This is a genomic window from Dyadobacter sp. CY323 (genome assembly GCF_021390245.1).
GTDB lineage: Bacteria > Bacteroidota > Bacteroidia > Cytophagales > Spirosomataceae > Dyadobacter.
This window is the reverse complement of the sequence record NZ_JAJUXH010000007.1, coordinates 71,536-93,022: the sequence shown is the minus strand read 5'-3', so window position 1 is coordinate 93,022 and position 21,487 is coordinate 71,536. Positions and strand designations below refer to the sequence as shown.

The 21,487-nt window shown below is 46.8% G+C and carries 12 protein-coding genes; 10 read left to right on the top strand and 2 right to left on the bottom strand.

What is annotated here, in order from left to right; genetic code table 11:
- Position 1: 1 nt before the first annotated feature.
- From LZG72_RS13255 to LZG72_RS13225, 7 genes are read left to right on the top strand one after another with little or no spacing between them, the layout of a single operon-like run.
- Positions 2 to 3,169 (top strand): NACHT domain-containing protein, encoded by a 3,168-nt coding sequence (locus LZG72_RS13255; RefSeq protein WP_233872793.1) that lies wholly within the window; start codon positions 2 to 4, stop codon positions 3,167 to 3,169.
- Positions 3,170 to 3,173: 4 nt separating this feature from the next.
- A complete protein-coding gene (locus LZG72_RS13250; protein WP_233872790.1) occupies positions 3,174 to 5,804 on the top strand; it encodes a TonB-dependent siderophore receptor in 2,631 nt (876 codons plus the stop codon).
- A gap of 46 nt (positions 5,805 to 5,850) precedes the next feature.
- Positions 5,851 to 6,402: a GNAT family N-acetyltransferase gene (locus LZG72_RS13245; RefSeq protein WP_233872787.1), complete on the top strand. Its 552-nt coding sequence runs from the start codon at positions 5,851 to 5,853 to the stop codon at positions 6,400 to 6,402.
- A gap of 3 nt (positions 6,403 to 6,405) precedes the next feature.
- Positions 6,406 to 9,252 carry an MFS transporter gene (locus LZG72_RS13240; protein WP_233872784.1) on the top strand — a complete coding sequence of 949 codons (2,847 nt, stop codon included), beginning with the start codon at positions 6,406 to 6,408 and terminating at the stop codon, positions 9,250 to 9,252.
- Positions 9,253 to 9,268: 16 nt separating this feature from the next.
- Positions 9,269 to 12,970 (top strand): ATP-binding protein, encoded by a 3,702-nt coding sequence (locus LZG72_RS13235; protein WP_233872781.1) that lies wholly within the window; start codon positions 9,269 to 9,271, stop codon positions 12,968 to 12,970.
- A gap of 35 nt (positions 12,971 to 13,005) precedes the next feature.
- Positions 13,006 to 13,836, top strand: coding sequence for a sensor histidine kinase (locus tag LZG72_RS13230; protein ID WP_233872778.1), 831 nt, complete (start codon positions 13,006 to 13,008; stop codon positions 13,834 to 13,836).
- Positions 13,837 to 13,891: 55 nt separating this feature from the next.
- A complete protein-coding gene (locus tag LZG72_RS13225) occupies positions 13,892 to 15,073 on the top strand; it encodes a PP2C family protein-serine/threonine phosphatase (protein ID WP_233872775.1) in 1,182 nt (393 codons plus the stop codon).
- Positions 15,074 to 15,259: 186 nt separating this feature from the next.
- Here LZG72_RS13225 and LZG72_RS13220 read toward each other — a convergent pair whose 3' ends face one another.
- On the bottom strand, positions 15,260 to 17,074 hold the full coding sequence (locus LZG72_RS13220) for a glycosyltransferase (protein ID WP_233872772.1): 1,815 nt from the start codon (positions 17,072 to 17,074) through the stop codon (positions 15,260 to 15,262).
- Between the two features lie 215 nt (positions 17,075 to 17,289).
- Here LZG72_RS13220 and LZG72_RS13215 point away from each other — a divergent pair, with 215 nt between their 5' ends.
- The 3 genes from LZG72_RS13215 to pgi all read left to right on the top strand — a co-directional run bounded on the left by LZG72_RS13215 (position 17,290) and on the right by pgi (position 21,118).
- Positions 17,290 to 18,483: a DUF5009 domain-containing protein gene (locus LZG72_RS13215; RefSeq protein WP_233872769.1), complete on the top strand. Its 1,194-nt coding sequence runs from the start codon at positions 17,290 to 17,292 to the stop codon at positions 18,481 to 18,483.
- A 66-nt stretch (positions 18,484 to 18,549) separates the two neighbouring features.
- Complete coding sequence (locus LZG72_RS13210; protein ID WP_233872766.1) at positions 18,550 to 19,389, top strand: sugar phosphate isomerase/epimerase; 840 nt, start codon at positions 18,550 to 18,552, stop codon at positions 19,387 to 19,389.
- Positions 19,390 to 19,468: 79 nt separating this feature from the next.
- Positions 19,469 to 21,118, top strand: coding sequence for a glucose-6-phosphate isomerase (pgi, locus tag LZG72_RS13205; RefSeq protein ID WP_233872763.1), 1,650 nt, complete (start codon positions 19,469 to 19,471; stop codon positions 21,116 to 21,118).
- On the opposite strand, the gene LZG72_RS13200 is transcribed toward pgi, so the two are convergent.
- Positions 21,097 to 21,471, bottom strand: a complete 375-nt coding sequence (locus tag LZG72_RS13200) for a VanZ family protein (RefSeq protein WP_233872760.1) — start codon at positions 21,469 to 21,471, stop codon at positions 21,097 to 21,099. The two genes, pgi and LZG72_RS13200, sit on opposite strands and share 22 nt — an antisense overlap.
- Positions 21,472 to 21,487 lie beyond the last annotated feature (16 nt).

The window sequence follows — 21,487 nt, the reverse complement described above, 5'->3', positions numbered from 1 at the left end:
TATGGTTGATAGTTCTACGCTTGCCAATCCATTTCCCGGACTAAGAAGTTACGAATACGAGGATCACGCTTTGTTCTTCGGCAGGGACGCGCACATCCGGGAGTTAAAAAATAAACTCCTGGATGGGCGGTTCCTTGCGTTGATCGGTTCCTCGGGCAGTGGTAAGTCATCGCTCATTAAAGCGGGGCTGATTCCGTCCGTCGAAGAAAGCGAAGGCGGAAATCGCTGGAAAGTCGTCATTTTCAGACCAGGTAGTAATCCTGTCCGAAGCTTTCTCACCGCTTTGAGAAATGCGTTGAAAAACGACGACCCTAGCTGGGAACATCGGGATTCCGAGACGATTGAAAAAGAAATTTTCCAGGATCCGAGAGTCGCTCTCGCATTGCTTACCGAGATCCGCGAGGCCAAAATCCTGCTGGTGATCGACCAGTTCGAAGAGCTTTTCCGTTACGAACTGGCGGAAGATTTTTCAGGTAAAAGCAGGACTACTTCGTTTGTACAACTGCTTTTGACCCTGATCAACCAGAGAGAGCTGCCTGTTCACGCGGTGATCACGATGCGTTCCGATTACCTGGACCACTGCACCGAGTTCAATGGACTCACCGAAGTGATCAACAAGGGCTACTACCTCTTGCCGAAAATGAATGCGGATGAGGTAAAGCAGGTGATTGTCGGGCCGATTGAATCTGTTGGGGCGACGATCGAGCCGGCACTGGTAGGCGGACTTTTGAAAGAATTGTCCGACAATCCGGATTTTCTGCCCATTCTGCAACACGCGTTAATGCGTACCTGGGACCGATGGAAATCCACAAAACCATTTTCGTCACCGGTTAGTGTTACTGACTATGAGGCGATTGGTGGGATACAGGAATCCATTAGCCAGCATGCCGAAGAAATATACACACAGCGACTGGACGAAAAACGCAGAAATGCAGCCGCAAAGCTTTTCAAATCGCTCATCGTTCTTGGGCCGAGCGATACTTCATCGCTGCACCCGACCGCACTTCGCGAGATCATCCAGATTACGGGCATTCCGGATTACTTATTGATTGATGTCATCCTCGTTTTCCGTGAAAACGGGGTTTCGTTTCTTACGCCCAAGCCTGGCATCAAAATCGACCATGACTCCATTATCGATGTTTCGGTGGAGAAGATCCTGACGTTTTGGGACAGGTGTAAAAAGTGGATCGAGGAGGAGCTGGAATCGGCGAAATTGTACAAGCAGCTTAGTTATTCCGCAGCATTGTATCAGGAAGGCCGCACTGGGCTTTGGGTGAACCCGGAGCTGCAAATGGGGCTCAAATGGTTGAAAGAAAGTGAGCCGACATTGGAATGGGCGCAACGTTACGATCCGTTTTTCGAGCGTGCGACTAATTTTTTGGATTATAGTAAAAAACAATACGAGCTCGAAGTAAGACAAAAAGAAGACCGGCAGAAAAGAGAACTGCGTAAAGCAAGAGTTTTCGCATCGGTACTTGGGATCAGTTCGCTCGTTTCACTTTTGTTCCTGATCGTCGCATTAGTACTGCGGACGCAGGCGCAGCAAAGTGAGAAAACGGCATTGGAGAAAGAAAGTCTGGCTTTGGAAGAACGTAAACGGGCTGAGGACCAGACACGTGAAGCCATTTCTCAAAAAAAGATCGCAGAGCAGCAAGGCACATTCGCAGAACTGCAAAAAGCATTGACAGAAGAACAAAAAGCCATTGCGGTACGGGAGCAGGAAAAAGCTGTAAAAGAAAGCATTGCGGCAAAAGCAGCCAGGGAAATTGCTGAGGAACAGAGAGCTCAGGCAGATAATGCCAGAAAAGCAGCGGTACAATCCCAAAAAGAAACCGAAGTTCAAAAAGAATATGCAGTAAGTGCCCAAAAGGAATCGGACCGGCAAAAAGTGTACGCCCAAACCGCGCAAAAAGAAGCGGAGAGTTCCAGGAACGACGCATTGAAACAAAGATCCAAAGCAGTTGCCCGCTTTATTGCGATCCAATCATTCCAAATGCCGGCAGGAGACGATCTGGCTGCATTACTTGCTTTGAAAGCGTATGACTTTAACGTAAAAAACGGGGGAGAGCAAGACAATCCCGACATATTCAACGCATTGTCCAAAGCAGCGGGCGCGAAAGCGACTTTGATCGCGCACAATGACATTGTTCGCGCAGTGGCCGAGCCTCAGGCAACCAGCTCTCTTTTTGCTACTGCCGGTGACGACGGGATTGTCAGTCTCTGGAATTATCTCACTCCATCCGCCAGACCTGTCTCGATCCGTAATCCCCGGCAAACGTTCAAAAGCATTCGTTCACTGGCCTTTATGCCCGACGGGAAAACCATTTTTACCGGTTCTTCAAATGGCCAGATTGTTCGCTGGGACAATTTCGCGCCGGGTAGTTTGCCCACTAAAACACTTGTGGGACATGACGGTATTGTGTTTTCAATGTCGGTCAGGAATATCAATAATAAGCCCCAGTTGATATCCGTAAGTTCAGCCGGGCAGATCCGGATCTGGGATGTGAGTGATAAAAAGATGGATGTGCTCAAAAATCTGAATCTGGGCGTGGAAGTCGCGAGTATGGAAACGATGTCAGACGGTCATTATATGTTTTTAGGTACCGGAAATGGAAAGCTGGTCCGGGTGAATTTAACCAAACTGGAAGAAAAACCGGTGGAATACAACTTCGCTAACTTGCGGGGAAGGCTGATTTCGATGGCTTTTACGCCGGATCAGAAGCATCTGTATTTCGGGACGAGCTCGGGGATGTTATACAATGTGAGGGTGGTAAATGATGAACCGGTGATGAATTCGCTGAACGGCACCCAGGGTACACATACTTCGGGGATAACCAAAATTGCATTCGCGCCCGATGGAAGTCGCATTGCCACAGCTTGTTACGACTGGAAAATACGGATCTGGAATGCGAAAGAAGACATTTCCAAACAACAGCCGGTATTATTGAGTGATTTCGATTACTGGGTAATGGATATCCGGTTTAGTCGCGACGGCAACAAGCTGCTTGCCGCGGGGGCTGACAAAACGGTGCGGATCTGGGACATTAATTCAGCCGATCTGTTCGCGGAAGTTTTAAAGAAAGCAAAGAGAGAATTGACCGAGGAAGAATGGGACCAATACATCGGAAAGGATATTCCGTACGAAAAATTGTCCCGAAACATTCGATAAGCACATGATGAAAAATTTTTTACTCCTGTTTGTTATCATCATACTGACCTTTGTGCCTGGCATTGCGTCTGCCCAGAATGACTGCGACGCATCGGTGATCGTGCCCGAGGCCGACAGGAAATACCGTACCGGGAATTTCGACGAGGTATTTCAATTGTTGAATCCGTGTCTGAAAACAAAGTTCTCGCCCAATGCACAGGTTCAGGCCTACAAAATCATCGCACTCACTTACCTCGCATTGGATTCGCTGCCACAAGCTGCAACCGCCGTTCGGAACCTGCTGATCGCCAATCAAAATTATGAGCCGGAATTTTCTGCATTGCCTCAGTTTAAAGATCTGGTAGCCCAGCAGCGTGATCTGATGGACCGCATTGTTCAGATTACTTCGGTTTCCAAAAAGGCGGAAAACCTGTTGCAGGTACCCGCCACGGTAACGGTTTTGACACATACCGACATTGTAAAACGAGGCTATAAAGACTTAACCCAGATGCTGAACGACATTCCGGGTTTCGATGTGATCCGGGGAAACGGACCTTCTTACGTCACTTTTTATCAGCGCGGTTACCGTTCTACCTCCAATGACCGTACCATCCTTTTGGTGGATGGAGTAGAAGAAAATGACTTGAATTCGGATAACATCCCGATTTCGAGACAATATGCATTGTCGGACATTGAGCGGGTAGAGGTCATTTACGGGCCTGCCTCCACGATGTATGGTGCGAATGCATTTATGGGGGTTATCAACCTCATTACCAAGCGTTTTCTGGAAAGAGAAATGCCGGAGGGAAAAAAAGTTGATTTTTCGGCAAATGGTCAGCTCCGTTATGGATCACTTAATACGAAGCTTGTCGACGGTGTAGTGACAGTCCGGACAAAGGATATCGCCGTTTCCGTTACTTCACGGTATTTTGCTTCCAACGAGCTGAATTACAGCCAGTACCCGGAATGGAATTATGATCCGCGAACGGCCGCAAATTATCCGTCACAACAGAACATAAATGGTGCCGCGGCCCAAACTTATATTACAAACAACAAGCTGACCACGCTTTTTCCAAACAGCGACTTATATCAGATTGGGTATGATGCCAATGGAAGTGCAAATGCACTGAGCCTGACCCCGGCTGGGAAAGCAAAAGCCGCCGAACTGGACAATGCAAATCTGTTCCAGGCCAATATAAATGGCGATCAGGTTGGGTTTAATGATGATTCGAGAAACGTATTTGTCCGCGCTAAAATCGAATTCAAAGACTTTATGATTTCGCTGATGAGCTGGAAAACCGATGAAGGTGCCACACCGTGGTATACAAACAGGTCCAGGATTGTGACGCCGGAGCTATCGCGCTGGGTAGCAAACAATAAAGCATTTTCATTGACCTACAATAAATACATTTCGGATAAAGTCCAGATCCTCAACCTTACTTCATACCGGTTGCACGAGCTCAATGGAGCTACAAACCTGCCAACCTACCGGGGCTATTACAACGGAAGTTACGGGATTGTTGACCTGCTGAACCAGCGCAAACCAACATATTCTGTACCGTACTGGTACCGTGTTTCCAACCAGCTGCGTAACGAGTTCCGTGTTCTCTGGACGCCGCTGCCGAAAATGGATATCAACAGTGGTATCGAGATCCGGAACAGTATCATCCAGGCCAATTACATTACCTCGCTGGTGGGACAGGCAGATGAAAAGGGACGCCCGGACTCGACGCTGGCAGGAGGTGATAATTTCAGGGTTTTCGATATCGGACTTTTTAGCCAGGGTACCTATAACTGGACGGAAAGCCTTAAAATGGTGCTCGCCTCACGCCTGGACTACAACCAGATCCGCTCGAACGGAGGGTATGGTTTTGTATTTAACCCCCGGATCAGTCTCATTTATTCAAAAGGCAAATTCGTATTCAAAGGCATTTATACCGAGGCATTTAAGGATGCTTCTTATCTTCAAAAATATGGAACAGGCAGCGACCGTCTTCTGAACAATCCCACGCTGCAGCCTGAGCGTGTGAAGAATGTGGAAGGCAGCGTGTCTGCAAGGTTCAGCAAAGCGTTATCCGTGAATGTGGCGGGTTATATGTCCAATTACAGTAATGCGGTAGGGCTGGCTCCGGTCGTAACACCGGCCGGCATAAAGACAAACCAGTTTCAGGCACTGGGCAAGCAGCGAATTATAGGCCTGCAATCGGAGGCACGTTACGATGTTAAAAACCTGAATGTCTGGGGAAATTTCACATACTCTAATCCGCGCGATCTCAGCAAAGTGGAGGGGCAGAAGGTACCGGTGAGTGACATTGCGCCGTGGTCAGCTAATCTTGGGGCGGTTTATGAGCCTGTCAAAAACCTGAGTATCAGCATTACCAATAATTACATTAGTGCCAGAAAATCGGGCGCGGGGACTTCCGGGAGCAGCAACCCGATCACGCATTTCGCTTCGATCTACTTGCTGAACTCATCGGTTACCTATCATAACCTGTTGAATTTATTCAGCCTGCAATTACAGGTTTCCAATATTTTAAACAGCGAATACTTTGTCCCCGGCATCAGGGCTGCCGATGGAGTTACCTCTGCGTCGCGCTATCCGCAGGAAAGACGAGTGTTTTCAATCGGATTGCTCATCGATACCAACCGGAAATAATTAGTAAGGAAATATGGAATTAGTGACTTTAAAAACTCCTCGCGTCATGGAAACACGGTTTGAAATCGGGAATTCAGAATTCTTGCTGACAAAGCTGGATTATCCCGAGAGATTGGACGAAATGGGCGCATTGCGTGTACTTGCCTGGAAAGATGAACAAGGTATCAGCCATGATTTTTTCTCGCACAAATCATGGCTTGACGAAGACGATCTGCGGGCACATCATTGGGTGATCAGCCACAATAAAGTGATCGTTGCGGCGGCCAGACTAAGTTTTCACAAAGAATACAGTTCTGTACCACATGCCGATCTTTTCGACGAATCGTTGATTGCAAAGTATGGGACCGGGCCGTATGCTTCGCTCAACCGGCTGGTTGTAGCGCCCGAATACCGCGGCAAGGGATTTTCGACTTTACTGGATGAAGCGAGGATCAACTACGCGGCAACGAATGGTGCCAAAATGATCATCGCACAGCCGGTAGCTTCGCGGATCAAATCATTGGAAGAACTCGGGTTTTTATATCTGGGAAAGATAAAACCGCTCTACCAGATGCCCGAACGTCAGATCTATTTTATGATTAAGGAGATAAGTAACTAGCTATTGAAAAAATTCAGGAACATATCGCGGATGTTGAACGTCAGGAAGGACGAGGAAGGCCTCGTAAGCTTGCTGATGGCCTATTCTTTCTTTATGGGAGGGGCAACCGCGTTGTTTTACACGGTGGTCGCGTCTTCGTTCCTGGTGAGTTTCGACAGGCTTGCGCTGCCTCAGGTATATGTAGTGGGCGGGATTTTTATCTACGTGCTGGGTTTGGGCGTCACGAGGCTGCAAAAGAAGATTGCATTCGACCGGCTGGCCGAAAACATGCTTCTGTTCCTGATTGTATCCATTAGTCTGTTTCTGGTATTTTATCACGTTACCGGCAACCGTTGGGTTTTCTTTATCCTGTTTCTCTGGAACCGCGTTTTTGTGTTGGTCAATGGCGTGACCTTCTGGGCAGTTGTAGTAAAGCTGTTCAATTTTCAGCAATCCAAAAGACTTTCCTCGCTGATTAATACAGGTGATGTATTTTCCTCGGTGATCATGTATCTCGCTGTTCCGGGTTTGGTGAAAATTCTGCCCATTGACTCGCTGCTAATCATTGCCGTGGGGTTTTTGGTGGTTTGCGCCGTGCTGCTGAGGCAGATACACAAGCGGTATGTAACTGCCGAACATAAAAACGACGAGGTAAGCAGCGAACATGTCGACAAAGTGGCCGACGACGTTGTAAATCCCTCATACTACCGTGCCATCTTTTTCCTGGCCTTGTTGCCGGTATTTGCATTGTTTTATGTCGAATACATTTTCTTCATCGAGTCGCGGGTTATTTTTCCAAACAAAGAATCACTTGCCAGCTTTCTGGGTGTGTTTTTTGGCATCTCCGCCATTCTGGAATTTTTCATTAAAACCTTTTTTTACAACAAGCTTATCAGCAAATACGGGGTCAGGCTTGGGATAATGATCCTGCCTTTAAGCCTCGTTTTCAGTTTTGCGGTATCTGTTATTTATGGTTTAGGTTATGACACTGCTGCCATATTCTTTGCTTGCGTCGCATTGTCGCGGTTTTTCCTGAGTGCCATACGAAAAGCGATCAGTGAACCGGCATACCAGGTACTTTATCAGCCGATCCAGGCGCGGTTTCGTCTGAACATCCAGGGTAGGATCGAGGGGCGGGCCAAGGCAATGGGAGGTCTGGCGGCCGGAGTCGTCCTTTTAATATTGGTCAATTTGTGGCAACTGGAAGCTTTGCCACTCGCAATCGTGTTTTTGGTAGTTGCGCTCGGCTGGGCGGTTGTATCATTTGCAGGCCAGAATGCCTACAAAAAGATGGTGCGCGAAAAAGTATTTCACTTTCCTGCACGCCAGGTGCGTGGAAACGCCTATGTTCCTCAGAACGAAAGGACAAGCAAACCTTTTGATGAACTGATCAGCCAGGTTTTTTCAAAAAATGCCGAAGAAAGGACCGAAGCTGCATTGGGACTTGGCGGCGCAAACCGGTTTTTGTCTTACAAATACCTGATACCACTTTTGCAGGATCCGGATCAGCGTGTTCGCGAAGCTGCTATTTATACGGCGGGAGAGCTCCGGAGATCGGAACTATGGCCGTATCTGATGGAGCAAATGGAGATAGACCGGTATTATTCTGTGGCATTCGATGCGTTGGTAAAATCGGGAGTCCCATTATTGAAATACATTGAAAAGTCATTTTTAAGTAATAATGATAATCGCTATCGCCAGCTTCATTTACTCAAAATCGTAGAAGAAATAGGTGGGGGCGAGGCGATCCGTTTTTTCAGACGAAACCTTGAAAACCCAAACCGTTTTATAAAAGACAAAGTCCTTGAATCGCTCAGAAACCTGAATTACGGCTGCAACAGTACCGAAAAGATATTCCTGCTCAATGAACTGGACGAGCATTTGAAAACCTTCGTCTGGCTGCTTTCCGCACAATACGACCTTTCCGAGACATACCCGCACGATTCGCAGTTGATGCTGAATATCGAAAGAGAAAAGCAAAGGATTATCCGCAAAGCATTTATTGTACTGGAAGTCGTCTATGGGTCTAGGTTTCATGCGATCACCCTGCTGAAAGGTGAGCAGGCCATGGATGCACGCGACTATCTTACTGAGATCTCGGACTTATTGCTACCCGAAAACATCAAGAATAAAATCCTGCCTTTTCTGGATAGCGCCTCGTCTGATGAAATGCGCAACCGGTATGCAGAGATTTTACCGGTTTCCGAGTTGTCGGTTGAAGAAAGGCTGATCGATATTATTAACAAAGATTATACACGGATTTCGAGGTGGACCAAAGCGGTGGCGATCCGGGAGCTGCGGCATTTTCCGGCTGAAATTGTAACTCCGGTACTTGTTGCCAATGCAGTTTCTCACTCGAAAGTAATATCGCAAACTGCTTTTTACATTCTCAGGATCGTCAATCCGGGCCGGTTTAAGTCGCTGATGGACGTGATGACGCGTGACAAAGATGCATTTCATCTCGACATTATGAAGCCGCTGGAATGGCTGGCGACCGAGGAAGATCTGCTTATCAGCAAGTTGCGCCGGCTCAGGGAGGCTCAAGGACTGAGCAAGTTGCTTAATGGCGAACTTCAGAAGATCCTGCTTAACTCGGCCTATTTTCAGGAAGAAGAAGGCGAGGTGATCGACCTCCGGAAGTATACCAACAATGCAGACGTTTCGCTCCTGATCACATATGGAAAGCTGTTTTTTTCCAAGATCGGCGGCATTGAGGCGGGAGAGATCAGGAATGTGGTTGAACTTAAAAACCAGGGAGTCGTAATGATTCCGAATGTGATGGAAAACACGGAGTTCTACCTGATCGAAAATTACCTTTTGAAAGATCTTAACATCACGCACCATGTGTCTGAGGAGGCTGTTAGTCAGTAATATTTTTCTTTTAACAATGCTTATTGCGGGGATCGGACCTGCATGGGCGCAGCATGTGGTTTCCAAAAAGCCGGAGATTGGCCGGCCTATGTCAAGCTATTTTGAATCTTCGGAATACCGCGCACACGCTCAGAACTTTGCCATTACCCAGGACAGGTCGGGTGTCATGTATTTTGCCAATTTTGCAGGTGTACTCGAATACGACGGGGTAACCTGGAATACCGTTCAAACCGAGAATGTGACGCGCGTTACTGCTCTGACGACTGACGCGAAAGGACGGGTGCTTGTCGGTGCAAATGGAGAATTTGGGTACCTCGGCTATGATTCGCTTGGCGTTCACCGGTTTGTGAGCCTCTCTTCAAAATTGAAAGATGAGGTGGGGGAGATCACGCAGATTTTAACTGTTCCGACCGGTGCGTGGTTCATTACCGGCAAGAATGGCTTTTTCTGGAATGGGTCTTCGGTTAAAACCTATACACATAATCTGAACATCCAGTCGGCATTTGCATACGATGGTAAAGCCATTGTCTTTGCGAAAGGCAGGGGAATTGTTACGCTCAGTGGCGCCAAATCTTCTGGAATCGAGCAAGATAGCGATGTTCCGGTTTTGCTCGACCTGATTTCCGTGGTACCAATGACCGATGGCTCGGCGATCTTGTTGACAACGGGTCAGGGGATTTTCCGGCTTCGAAATAACCGCATTGAAACGATCGGTGGGGATGCAAACCAGGCACTTGTCCGCATGAAGGCGGCCTACGCAGTGAAATTACCGGATGGAAATATAGCGATTAGTCTGGCTGCGGACGGCATTATAGTAATTACTTCAACCGGCGATATCGAGTATTCAGTGGCTTTCAGCGATGAAATCCGGGATAGTCAGGTGGCGTCGATGTTTACCGATCGGGACCAAAATCTTTGGCTTGCGCTGAACGACGGGATCGCGCGTTTCGACCTTCCTTCACCCATTTCCATGTATGATGCGGCAGATGGGCTGAAAGGTGCGGTGACTGCGATCACGCGTTTTCAGGGGAGGATCGTGGTGGGTACTTTATATGGTTTGTATTACATTGAAAATAACCGGGTGGTCCGAATTAATAGCTTTCCCGGCAGCTGTCTGGGGTTTGATGAGGCCGGAGGTAATCTTTACATAGCATCAAATAAAGGCCTTTTTCAATGGTCGAAAGGCGGAGGTCTGACAAATCTTACAAACGATTTTCCATTAAGTGTCACGGCTTCCGAATCGGGATATGAGCTGTATGTAGGCATGCAGGATGGGCTGAATATATGGAGAAAAGGTGCGAATGGATGGAGCTCCAATAAAGTCAAATCCATTAATGAACAGGTAACAGGCGTTTTGGAATACCCCACGGGCACATTCTGGCTGGAAACGCTTTCCAACGGACTTATGAAGTTTGATCCTGCGACTGGCCATGTGAAACGATTCTCCGCGGCTCAGGGAATTTTAAGCCCATTGTATAACAAATTGTCACTTTACGGTAACAAACTCATTGTCTCCAATAAGGACGGTTTGTTTGAATACCAGCCACAAGCCGACCGATTTTCGTGGGCCGACTGGTTGAATGGAGAAAAGGCCTGGTTCGACCGCGTAGAGCAGGATAGTCAGGGAAATGTGTGGACGACGCGGGGGGATAAGAAATCAGCTTCGTTTTTCAGAAAGAAACCTTCCGGCGGATTTGAGCTTGTTGAGACGCCATTAATGCCCATTGCGAGGGTCCAGTTTCAGGTTATCTACTCAGATTCGGCTGGGGTGGCCTGGCTGGGAGGCGATCAGGGACTTTACCGGCTCGACCTTCGGGTACCGAAGCAGTACGTCTACAAATATCCGGTCTTATTAAGAAATGTCTCGACGCTGAGAACTTCGGCTTCCGCAGTTTCCGCTCAGAGCGGCAGCATCGCACTGACGCAGGATAGTATCCCGGTTTCAACGGTTTTGGGTAACAAACAAAACAACATCGTATTTCAATTCGCATTGCCGAGTTATCGGAGCAACGAGGAAATTCAGTACCAGTATCAACTGGAAAATTATGATAAGGAATGGTCGGACTGGACACCGATCACCCGGAAGGAATACAATGGGCTGCCTTCGGGGAAATATGTTTTCAAGGTTCGGGCGCGGGACATTTATAATAACATCTCAAAAGAGGCAGTATTTCCGCTTACAATCCTGACTCCATGGTTCCGGCAATGGTATATGATTTTGTTGTATGTGGTAGTCTTTGCAGTGATGATTTACTATGTGGTCCGCTGGCGGTTGAGAAGTATCATCCGTGAAAAAGAAGCACTGGAAAACCTGATCCGGGAAAGAACGGAGGAAGTCGTGAATCAAAAGGAAGAACTCGAATTTCAGTCCGAGGAACTGTCGGCAACAAATGATCAGCTTGAACGGATCGATGAGTTTGTAAAGTCCATTAATGGGGAAGTAAATACAGGGAAGTTGTTTCAGCTGGTACTTGACCGGTTGTGCGAATTCCAGAATGTGGATGGCGCCTCGGCATTGATCTATAATAAAACCGCTGACAGTTACCAGTTTATCGCACTAGCGGGTTCAGTGGGCAATGCGAAGGTAGATGAGGTGAGGCTCACAAAAAGACAGGCAGAGGAACGGTACGTGGAGAATGGCGAGGAAGTATTTGAAGATATTTTCCTGAAAAACAATTTCCGGTACCAGAATGCAGATGAGTCGATCGACGAAGTGTTCACACCCAAATCGCTGATCAGTATTTTAATACGTGTTGAAGGTGACGTAAAAAGCTACATTACGCTGGAAAACATGGGCCGCGAAAATGCATTTGGCGAGCGTGATTTCAATATGGTCAAAAACCTGAAAGAGCATTTGATCGGGGCTTACATTAAAACCAATATTCTTGAAAACCTGGAAAGTACGCTTTCAAACCTGAAATCGACCCAGGAAGAATTGATCCGTCAGGAACGTCTGGCGTCTGTCGGAAGCCTTACAAAAGGGATTGTAGACCGGATCCTCAATCCATTGAATTACATTAATAACTTCTCGCAGTCGTCGGGGAAATTGTTGAAAGAGATCACAGAAGTGACCGATAAACATCAGGATGGACTTTCGGAAGATGAAAAGGATGATCTGGACAGTGGTTTCAGCATGCTTGAAAAAAATCTGGAGAAGATTTACGAACACGGAAACAGTACTACCCGCATTGTAAAAGACATGCAGAAGTTGCTGAAAGGAAAATCGACGGAGTTTTTCGTGACAGACCTGAACCCGTTTTTAGAGTCAAAATCAAAATCTGCGATTCAGGAAGTATTAAATGATTATAAGGATGCGAAAGTAAAGCTATCCTTTGCGCTGGATCCAACTCCGATCAAAGTCAGCTTGTTACCATTTGAATTTGCACAGGTTTTGACCAACCTGATCAGTAATGCATGTTATGCAGTGATTGAAAAAACAAAAATTGATAAGGTCTTCGAGCCAGAGATCACTGTTTCCACCGGCCGGTCCGAGGGCGGTATTTCCATTTACATACGCGACAACGGAAAAGGGATTCCGGTGAAGGAAACGGAGCAATTGTTCAATCCGTTTTTTACGACAAAACCAACGTCCAAAGGAACGGGGCTGGGTTTGTATATGAGTAAAGACATTATTGAATACCACAAAGGACGGATGTCCGTGAAGTCGAAGGAAGGTGACTTTACCGAGGTTGAAATTTATCTTCCAACCGTCAAATAATTTTTAAGTTACAAGATCACTTAATTGTCCGGATTATGGAGCCCGCAACGACCGACAAGGAAATCGAGATTTATCAGCAAAAAATAGTGGAACTGAACCGGCTCGCCGAAATCGGTCAGCTCAGTGCGGGGATTCTGCATGAAATTAAAAATCCGGTCAGCTTCGTGAATAATTTTTCGCGGCTTTCACAAAGTCTTGTGGAAGAGATCCGTGACCTCGCAGAGAAGAAAATTACGGATTTAAATGAGGATGATTTGGCAGACGAACGGGATTTACTCAATACCTTGTCGCAAAATCTGGTGAAGATCAACGAGAATGGAAAACGGATCGAACGTATTATCCAGGGAATGTTAGCGCAAACACGGTCGGATAATGCGGTGCTGGAAGCGACGGACCTGAACCAGCTTCTCGAAGAATACAGCAAGCTGGCGTACCAGAGTGTGCGGAGTGAAGACAAGGAATTTAATGTGACGCTTACCTACGAGCTGGACCCGAATGTAGGCGACGTCGCTATTTCGAAAGGCGAGTTCGGGCGTGTGATCGTCAACCTTGTGAACAATGCATGCTATGCTGTGAATGAAAAGCGAAAGCAAGGTTTGGAAGGCTACGAGCCGGAAATTAAGATCACAACAACAAGGCTCGAAACGGACATTGACATCCGGATCTCGGATAATGGAATCGGCATTCCGGAAGAAATAGTATCCAAGTTGTTTGATGCTTTTTTTACCACGAAACCGCGCGGGAAAGGCACCGGGCTGGGGCTTTCGCTGACATATTCCAGCATTGTCGACACGCATAAAGGGAAAATTAGCGTAAGCTCCGTTCTGGGTGAAAAAACGGAATTTCAGATTGTGATCCCAGGCTGAACGGCGCATTAATACAGAAAGGAAATATCTACAAAATCTCATAAATAGCAAGATAATGGCAATCAGAATATTAAGTGTGGACGATGAACAGGACATGGAGATGCTCATTCTTCAATTGTTCAGGAAGCAGATCAGAGATAAAAAATACGAGTTTGTTTTTGCCAACAATGGGGTGGAGGCGCTGGAAAAGATGGAGGAACATGATGATATCACGCTGATTTTGTCCGATATCAACATGCCCGGGATGGACGGGCTGACCTTTCTTTCCAAGATCAATGAGAAGCAAAATCCACTTCTGAAGGCAATTATGGTGTCGGCTTATGGCGATATGGATAACATCCGGACGGCGATGAACCGCGGTGCATTCGACTTTGTGACCAAGCCCGTGAACTTTGAAGATCTTGAGATCACGATCTCGAAAACGGTGGAGCATATCGAAATGCTTTCTACGCTGGAAAAAGGACGGGAGCAACTGATTGCGATCCAGAATGATTTGAGTGTAGCGAAGGAAATCCAGATGTCGATGTTGCCCAAAACGGTACCGGCCAACATTGGTAAAGCCGGTGTAGACCTGCATGCCTTTATTCATCCCGCGAAAGCAGTCGGCGGAGATCTTTATGATTATTTCATGATGGATTCCGAGCGATTGTTTTTCATGATCGGCGATGTTTCCGACAAAGGAGTTCCCGCAGCTTTGTTTATGGCCATTACCAAAGCGATTTTCAAAAGCCAGTTTTCGAACCGGAACGGGGACACGATTTGTGAGAAGGTGAAGATTGTGAATGAATTTTTGAGTGAAGACAACTCTTCATTTATGTTCGTGACAGCATTCGTTTGCATATTAAATGTAAAAACAGGCGTAGTTGAGTACGTGGATGCCGGACACGAACCTCCGATCGTTATCCGCGCGGACGGTTCAACGGAGCTTATTCCGAAACAGGGGGGAATGGCGCTTTGTTTTGACAGTTCCTTTGAGTTCGAATCTCACACCGTTACTCTTAATCCGGGCGATAAATTTGTATTATATACAGACGGTGTTACCGATGCCAATAATCTCTCTGGCGCGAGGTACGGGTTGCATTATCTGCAGGATTTCTTCACTACCGGCGATGGCTCCACAAAAGTTACGGCAAAAGAGATGAATGAAACGACGCTGGAAAGTCTGATCGATTTCATCGGCGCAGCGAACCAGTTCGATGACATTACGATGTTATCACTGAGGTATCTGGCGAGTTAGGGATTGGAAGAAGTTCATCTTTTTTGTAATCATAGGGTCTCTGAACGAGGCCCTATTTTTGTTGGAATGAATAAAAACAAAAGAGCTTTGCAAATAACTGCTAAACTCTTTTACCGACCGGGAACACCCCAATCCCAAAAAAATGTAATGTAAAATATTAAATGGCAACCTTTCTCGAAAGTAGCTTCAATACAAATTCGCCACGGGCTGATATCTGATTAGTGCCAGCCGGTAGCATTCCTGGTATCGAAGCTGCAACTCAGTCCAGCAAAGTCTGTCCAAAACTTGTCTGGATAACCTGGCGCGCGGAATGTATTGATGGTTTTCGAATGAAAATACAAAGTCTTCTAATACGGAAGTGAGCTGGGCGGCCGCGCTCTCGTCGGACTGGTAGCGGCGGTTGATGATCGCAATCTCATGATCCTGATCGGCCGTTACAGCATCGCCGATGAACTTTCCAAAACCGGAAAGATCACTCGAAATGACCGGCGTCCCATGCATAACAGTTTCCATAGGTGCGTATCCCCAGGGTTCGTAAAGGGATGGAAAAATGCCAAGATGACAGCCTCTCACAAAATCAAGGTAATCCATGGAAAACAGTGAGGTCGCACGGTCCATAAAATCGGGATGGTAAATCACTTTCACGCGATCTTCCTCTTTATTGTTTAGCCCGGCCCGCTGCAATTCGCGCGTAACCTCGTCGTCGTTGTGCAAATGGTGGGTTGTAACCGGCGGAAGTCCATCCCGTTTAAACTGGTTAACTGCCTGGCGCCAGGTATGGTGCAGCTCATCGTCCATGAGCTGATTGAGATCCGGCAGTTTCCGGCCGCCCGGGCCGGTGACATTGGAGTATATACGCGGCCCGATCCGAGCACTTATTTGCTTGCAGATTTTTTGCAGGTTCTGGTATCGCTGCCTGGCTTCGAGTACCTCTGTGCGGATGTTGTAAAACGGTTTTTTTGAGATCAGAAAGAATACGACCGTAATGTCGGAACCGTTTCGCTTCAAGGCCTCATTCAGTCTGGAAACCGCTGCCAGTGTAATGTCAAATCCTTTATTCTGGAACTCGTATCGGCCCGAAGTGAAGAAGTACAGGGTCTTTTCCGTTTTGAACTGATAACTTGGAGAAAACAGCGCTTTTACGAATGCATCGATTTTTGAACGGTTTTGAAGGTGTTTTTCAAAAACCTCGTGGCCAACTCCCGGTTTTCGGTGTATCCCGGCGCTGATGATGCTATCCGGGGAACGGTCCAAAAACGCTTCGCACTCTCTTGCTGTCACGCTACTGCTCGTAATCAGCACATGGGCGCTTTTTGCAGCGGTTCTTTCGATACCAACCCGATCTTCGATCTGGAAATCCGACGCCTTTTGTCGCCAGTCGATTTCGTGCAGATTAAGGTGATATTGTTGTTCATTTGGCGCCACGTACCTTCCGATAAGTGTTGCATGAGCTGTAAAAATGGTCGCCACACGTACTTTCTCAGCCACCAGCCCGATCAAACTCACGGCTGACATCCATTCGTGGTAATGCGCGATGACGTCTTGCTCGAAATGAATACGATCAATCAGTTCGGTGAGGAGGATCCGGGTTATTTCGCCAAATGCGATCACCTGGTCTGTTAATGGATCAGGCTGGATTGTCGAGATCCCGTGCTGGTTCCAGAGCCTGGCTTTTATGCTGTCGCTATGTTCTTTCCTTAGTACAGGGTTGATTAACAGTACTTTGGGGCGGGCTTCTTCCAGAAGCCAGTAGCCATAGTGAACTTCAAACCCGAGGTTTCTGGTATGTTGTATCGCCTGCGATAATGGCGAATCATCAAGTTCGCGGATGGGCCTGAAATCTAATTTAGCCTTTTCAGGAAAATACGGGCCGATCAGCATATACTCTTCACCGTAGGTGTCGACCATGGTCGGCACCCTCGATTTGATGTACGTGAAAATACCGCCAATCTGGTTACAGACTTCCCAGGCAATTTCTAACTGAAGGGTATTCGGCTTCAAAATTTAGAGGATCGGAAGGTAAATTATATAGCGTTAAGCAGGATATTTCAATTAAAATTAATTACTTAAACAAGAAAGAGGAAAATGCTCTCGGCAAAGCAGATAAAACGGCATTTGAAGCAGAAAAATGCCGCCCCGAGATGTAATTGACCTGAAAATAAGCGCACATTGCAAAAAAACCATTTGTATTCAACCTCCCTAATCCGATCTGAAAAATGACTAAGAATGCGCCGCTCCGTCTGGATTCCATCGACACTTTCCGGGCCTTGACCATGTTTCTCATGATCTTTGTCAACGACTTCTGGACCCTGCAGAATATTCCGCAATGGCTGAAACACAGCCGGGCCGCGGAAGATGCCATGGGTCTTTCGGACGTTGTTTTTCCCTGTTTCCTGTTTATCGTAGGACTTTCTATCCCATTCGCGATTTCAAATAGAAAGGCAAAAGGAGATACCTCATTCATTATCGTTTTTCACATTATCGAACGTACGTTTGCGCTACTGGTAATGGGTGTTTACACGGTTAACCTGGAAAATGCGCTCGGCGATCTCATGGTGATCAATAAGCAAGTGTGGTCGCTTTGGATGGTAATTGCGTTTTTCCTCATCTGGAACGTTTACCCGAGGCACTCCGGGATCCGGAATACGAGTTTAAAAATTGTCGGATACATTATTCTGGCGGCACTGGCGGTGGTTTATAGGGGTGGTGATCCCGCCAGTCCATCAGGAATGGGTACGCTCTGGTATGGGATTCTTGGGCTCATCGGCTGGTCATACCTGATTTGTGCGCTGATTTATTTCTTTACGGGCGACCGTTTGGTTGGCGTTATCATCGGCTGGCTCTTCCTTGTTCTATTTAATCTGGGCGACTTCGCAGAAATTCTTCACCCGCTCGACGGAATCCGGAATTTCGTCTGGATCGTGGGGAGCGGCGCGATGCCTGCATTTACAATGGGCGGGGTTGTAGCTTCGGTGATTTACAGGCATTATGTAAATCAAAAAGGCATTAACCAGACCTATTTGCTCATCCTGGTCATCCTGGGCGTTATCTGTTTCTTTTATGGGTTTGGAACACGTCCATTTTGGGGCATCTCAAAAATACGGGCAACTCCCGCCTGGATTGGCATTTGTAGTGGGATCAGCTTTTTGGCGTTTGCGTTTTTATTCTGGCTTGTGGATTTAAGAAAAATAAAAAACTGGGCAAACGTGCTGAAACCTGCCGGAACTGCTACGCTCACCTGCTACCTCATACCTTACGTCTGGTATGCGGTCATTACTATTTTTGGTATTAGTCTCCCTATGTATCTGCGGACCGGGCTGGCAGGTCTTTTAAAATCCTTGTCTTTCGCGCTGTTGGTGATTCTGGTTACTGGTATCATCAATAGGCTGGGGGTCAAATTGAAGATTTGAATGGGTAGGTGGTAAATTCTGGACTGCGCGTCTTTATATTAAAACAGATCATAAACTACATATTATATGGATTCAAGAAGAGCATTTTTCAAAAAGGGAGTGGCAGGTGCGATCGCAGGTAGTCTTTTGGGACTTTCAGAAAACGAGCTGCATGCGAAGCCGATGGCTAAAAAAGAAGATCCATTCCATTTAGGAATTGCTGGATTTAGTTTCGTCAATTTCAAATTGGACGAATCGCTCGCCATGATGAAAAAGGTGAATGTCCATTACCTGTGTATAAAAGATTTTCATCTTCCTTTTAATAGTACTGCCGAAGAAATTGCCGCTTTTCATGCCAAGTTGAAGGAATCGGATATTACGGGTTATGCAGTCGGCCCCATTTATACCAAAAACCCAAAGGAAATTGACGCGGCTTTTGAGTACGCAAAACGGGTTGGAGTAAAACTGATCGTCGGCATTCCAAATTACGATGACCTGAAATATGTGGATCAGAAAGTAAAGGAATATGACATCCGTTACGCCATTCACAACCACGGGCCGGAAGATAAGTTGTATCCAAATGCGGCTTCCATTTACGATCGCGTGAAAGAGCTGGACGCGCGTGTGGGAATTTGCTTCGATATCGGACATAACAGAAGAGATAACCAGGATTCCGTAGCAGACCTCGGAAAATACGCGAAACGTATTTTCGACCTGCACCTGAAAAACGTGACGGCAGCGTCGAAAGACGGGAAAGCATGTGAACTGGGGCGCGGGGTGATCGATATTCCTGCATTTGTTAAAATGCTCCGGAAAATCAAGTATCCGGGCGTTTGCAGTCTTGAATATGAGAAAGATATGAAAGATCCCCTGGCCGGAATAGCAGAGTCTGTGGGATATTTTAATGGCGTTTGTGATGCAGTCTGATGCGCAAAAAGTCCGTAAACTGCTGTAAAATGATATTTTTGCATGTTCAAGGCTGATTTTTACTTTAACAAATCGAAAAATGCTACAGACCGTACCCTTTGACAGGTTGCCCGCCTATAAGAAACTGAAATCCCATTTCAAGAATATATCTCAAAAGCATATAAAAACGCTGTTTGAAGAAGATGGAGACCGTCATAAAAAATTCTCCATTCGTTTCGGTGAAATTCTGGTTGACTATTCCAAAAACCGGATCACCTCCCGGACGCGTTCTTACCTGGTGCAGCTTGCTGAGGAAGCCGGTCTTGCGCAGGCGATCGAAGACATGTTTACAGGGGAAAAAATCAATGCGACCGAGGGACGTTCAGTTTTACACACCGCGCTCCGGAACCGCTCAAATGAACCGGTTTTGGCCGACGGAAAAGATGTGATGCCGGATGTCAATGAGGTACTAGGCAAAATGAAAGAGTTTTCGGGCAAAGTAAGGTCCGGAGCGTGGAAAGGGTATAGTGGGAAGGAAATCACAGATATCGTCAACATAGGTATTGGTGGAAGTGACCTGGGTCCGGTGATGGTGACTGAGGCGCTTAAAGCATACGGTAAGGTAGGATTAAATGTCCATTTTGTTTCGAATGTCGATGGTACTCACATTGCGGAGACTACTAAGGGATTGAACCCGGAAACTACCTTATTCATGATCGCGTCTAAAACGTTCACGACGCAGGAAACAATGGCAAACGCACACAGTGCGCGTACGTGGTTTTTAGAAAAAGCAGTTGATAAACAACACGTTAAAAAGCATTTCGTAGCGATCTCAACCAATCAGTCGGAAGTTGAGAATTTTGGAATTGATCCTGAAAATATGTTTGGTTTCTGGGATTGGGTAGGGGGGCGTTACTCGCTTTGGTCGGCCATTGGTTTGTCCATTGCTTGTTTCATCGGCTTCCAGAATTTCGAGCAGCTATTGTCCGGCGCTCACGAAATGGACAAGCATTTCAGAACTACGAAGTTTGAACGCAACATCCCGGTAATGCTTGCTTTATTGGGGATCTGGTATAATGATTTCTTTGACGCTCAAACTCAGGCCATTTTACCTTATGACCAATACATGCACCGTTTTGCAGCGTATTTTCAGCAGGGTGATATGGAAAGTAATGGAAAGAGTATGGGCCGCGACGGAAAACCGGTTGGTTATCAAACTGGTCCGGTCATCTGGGGAGAACCTGGCACCAATGGTCAGCACGCTTTTTATCAGCTTATCCACCAGGGTACAAAACTGATCCCGTGTGATTTCATCGCGCCGGCTACCAGTCATAATCCGCTGGGTGAGCATCATAAAATGCTTTTATCCAATTTCTTTGCGCAAACCGAGGCACTCATGAATGGTAAAAGCGATGAAGAAGTGCGGGCCGAATTGAAAGCTGCCGGAAAGAACCCCGAAGAAATTGACCAGATCGCTCCGTTCAAAATTTTCTCAGGAAACAGGCCTACTAACTCGATTCTCGTAAAGAAAATTACCCCGAAAGTGCTGGGAAGCCTGATCGCCATGTACGAGCATAAGATATTCGTCCAGGGAATAATCTGGAACATTTACAGCTTCGACCAATGGGGGGTGGAATTGGGCAAGCAACTCGCCAACAAAATTTATCCCGAACTTCAGAACGACTGGCCGGTGAGCAACCACGACAGCTCCACAAATGGACTGATCAATCAGTACAAACGCTGGCGATAACGGTTGATGACTAAGGCCGTGAACAAATAGCCGATGAGTACACCAGCAGCATCTGCCGCAGCATCCCACCAATCGAAGGTGCGATCGAATGGCAGAAGCTGCTGGTAAAATTCGAGACCCAGGCCGTAAGCCATTCCGGCGATTACCAATAGCGTACTTTTCTGCGGATAAACTAAAATCCAGAGTGTTATCCAAACAATGAACAGCCCCGTGTGAACAATTTTATCAAAACCGACGACGGGCGCGGCAGGTATGTCTTTCCCCGGCCAGGTGCAAGCTGTGAGGATAAGCAGCGTCCAGAACCACGCGAGCCACGGACGTTTTGAAAGGAGAGAAATAATTGATCGGAACAAAGTGGTAAAGTTGAGT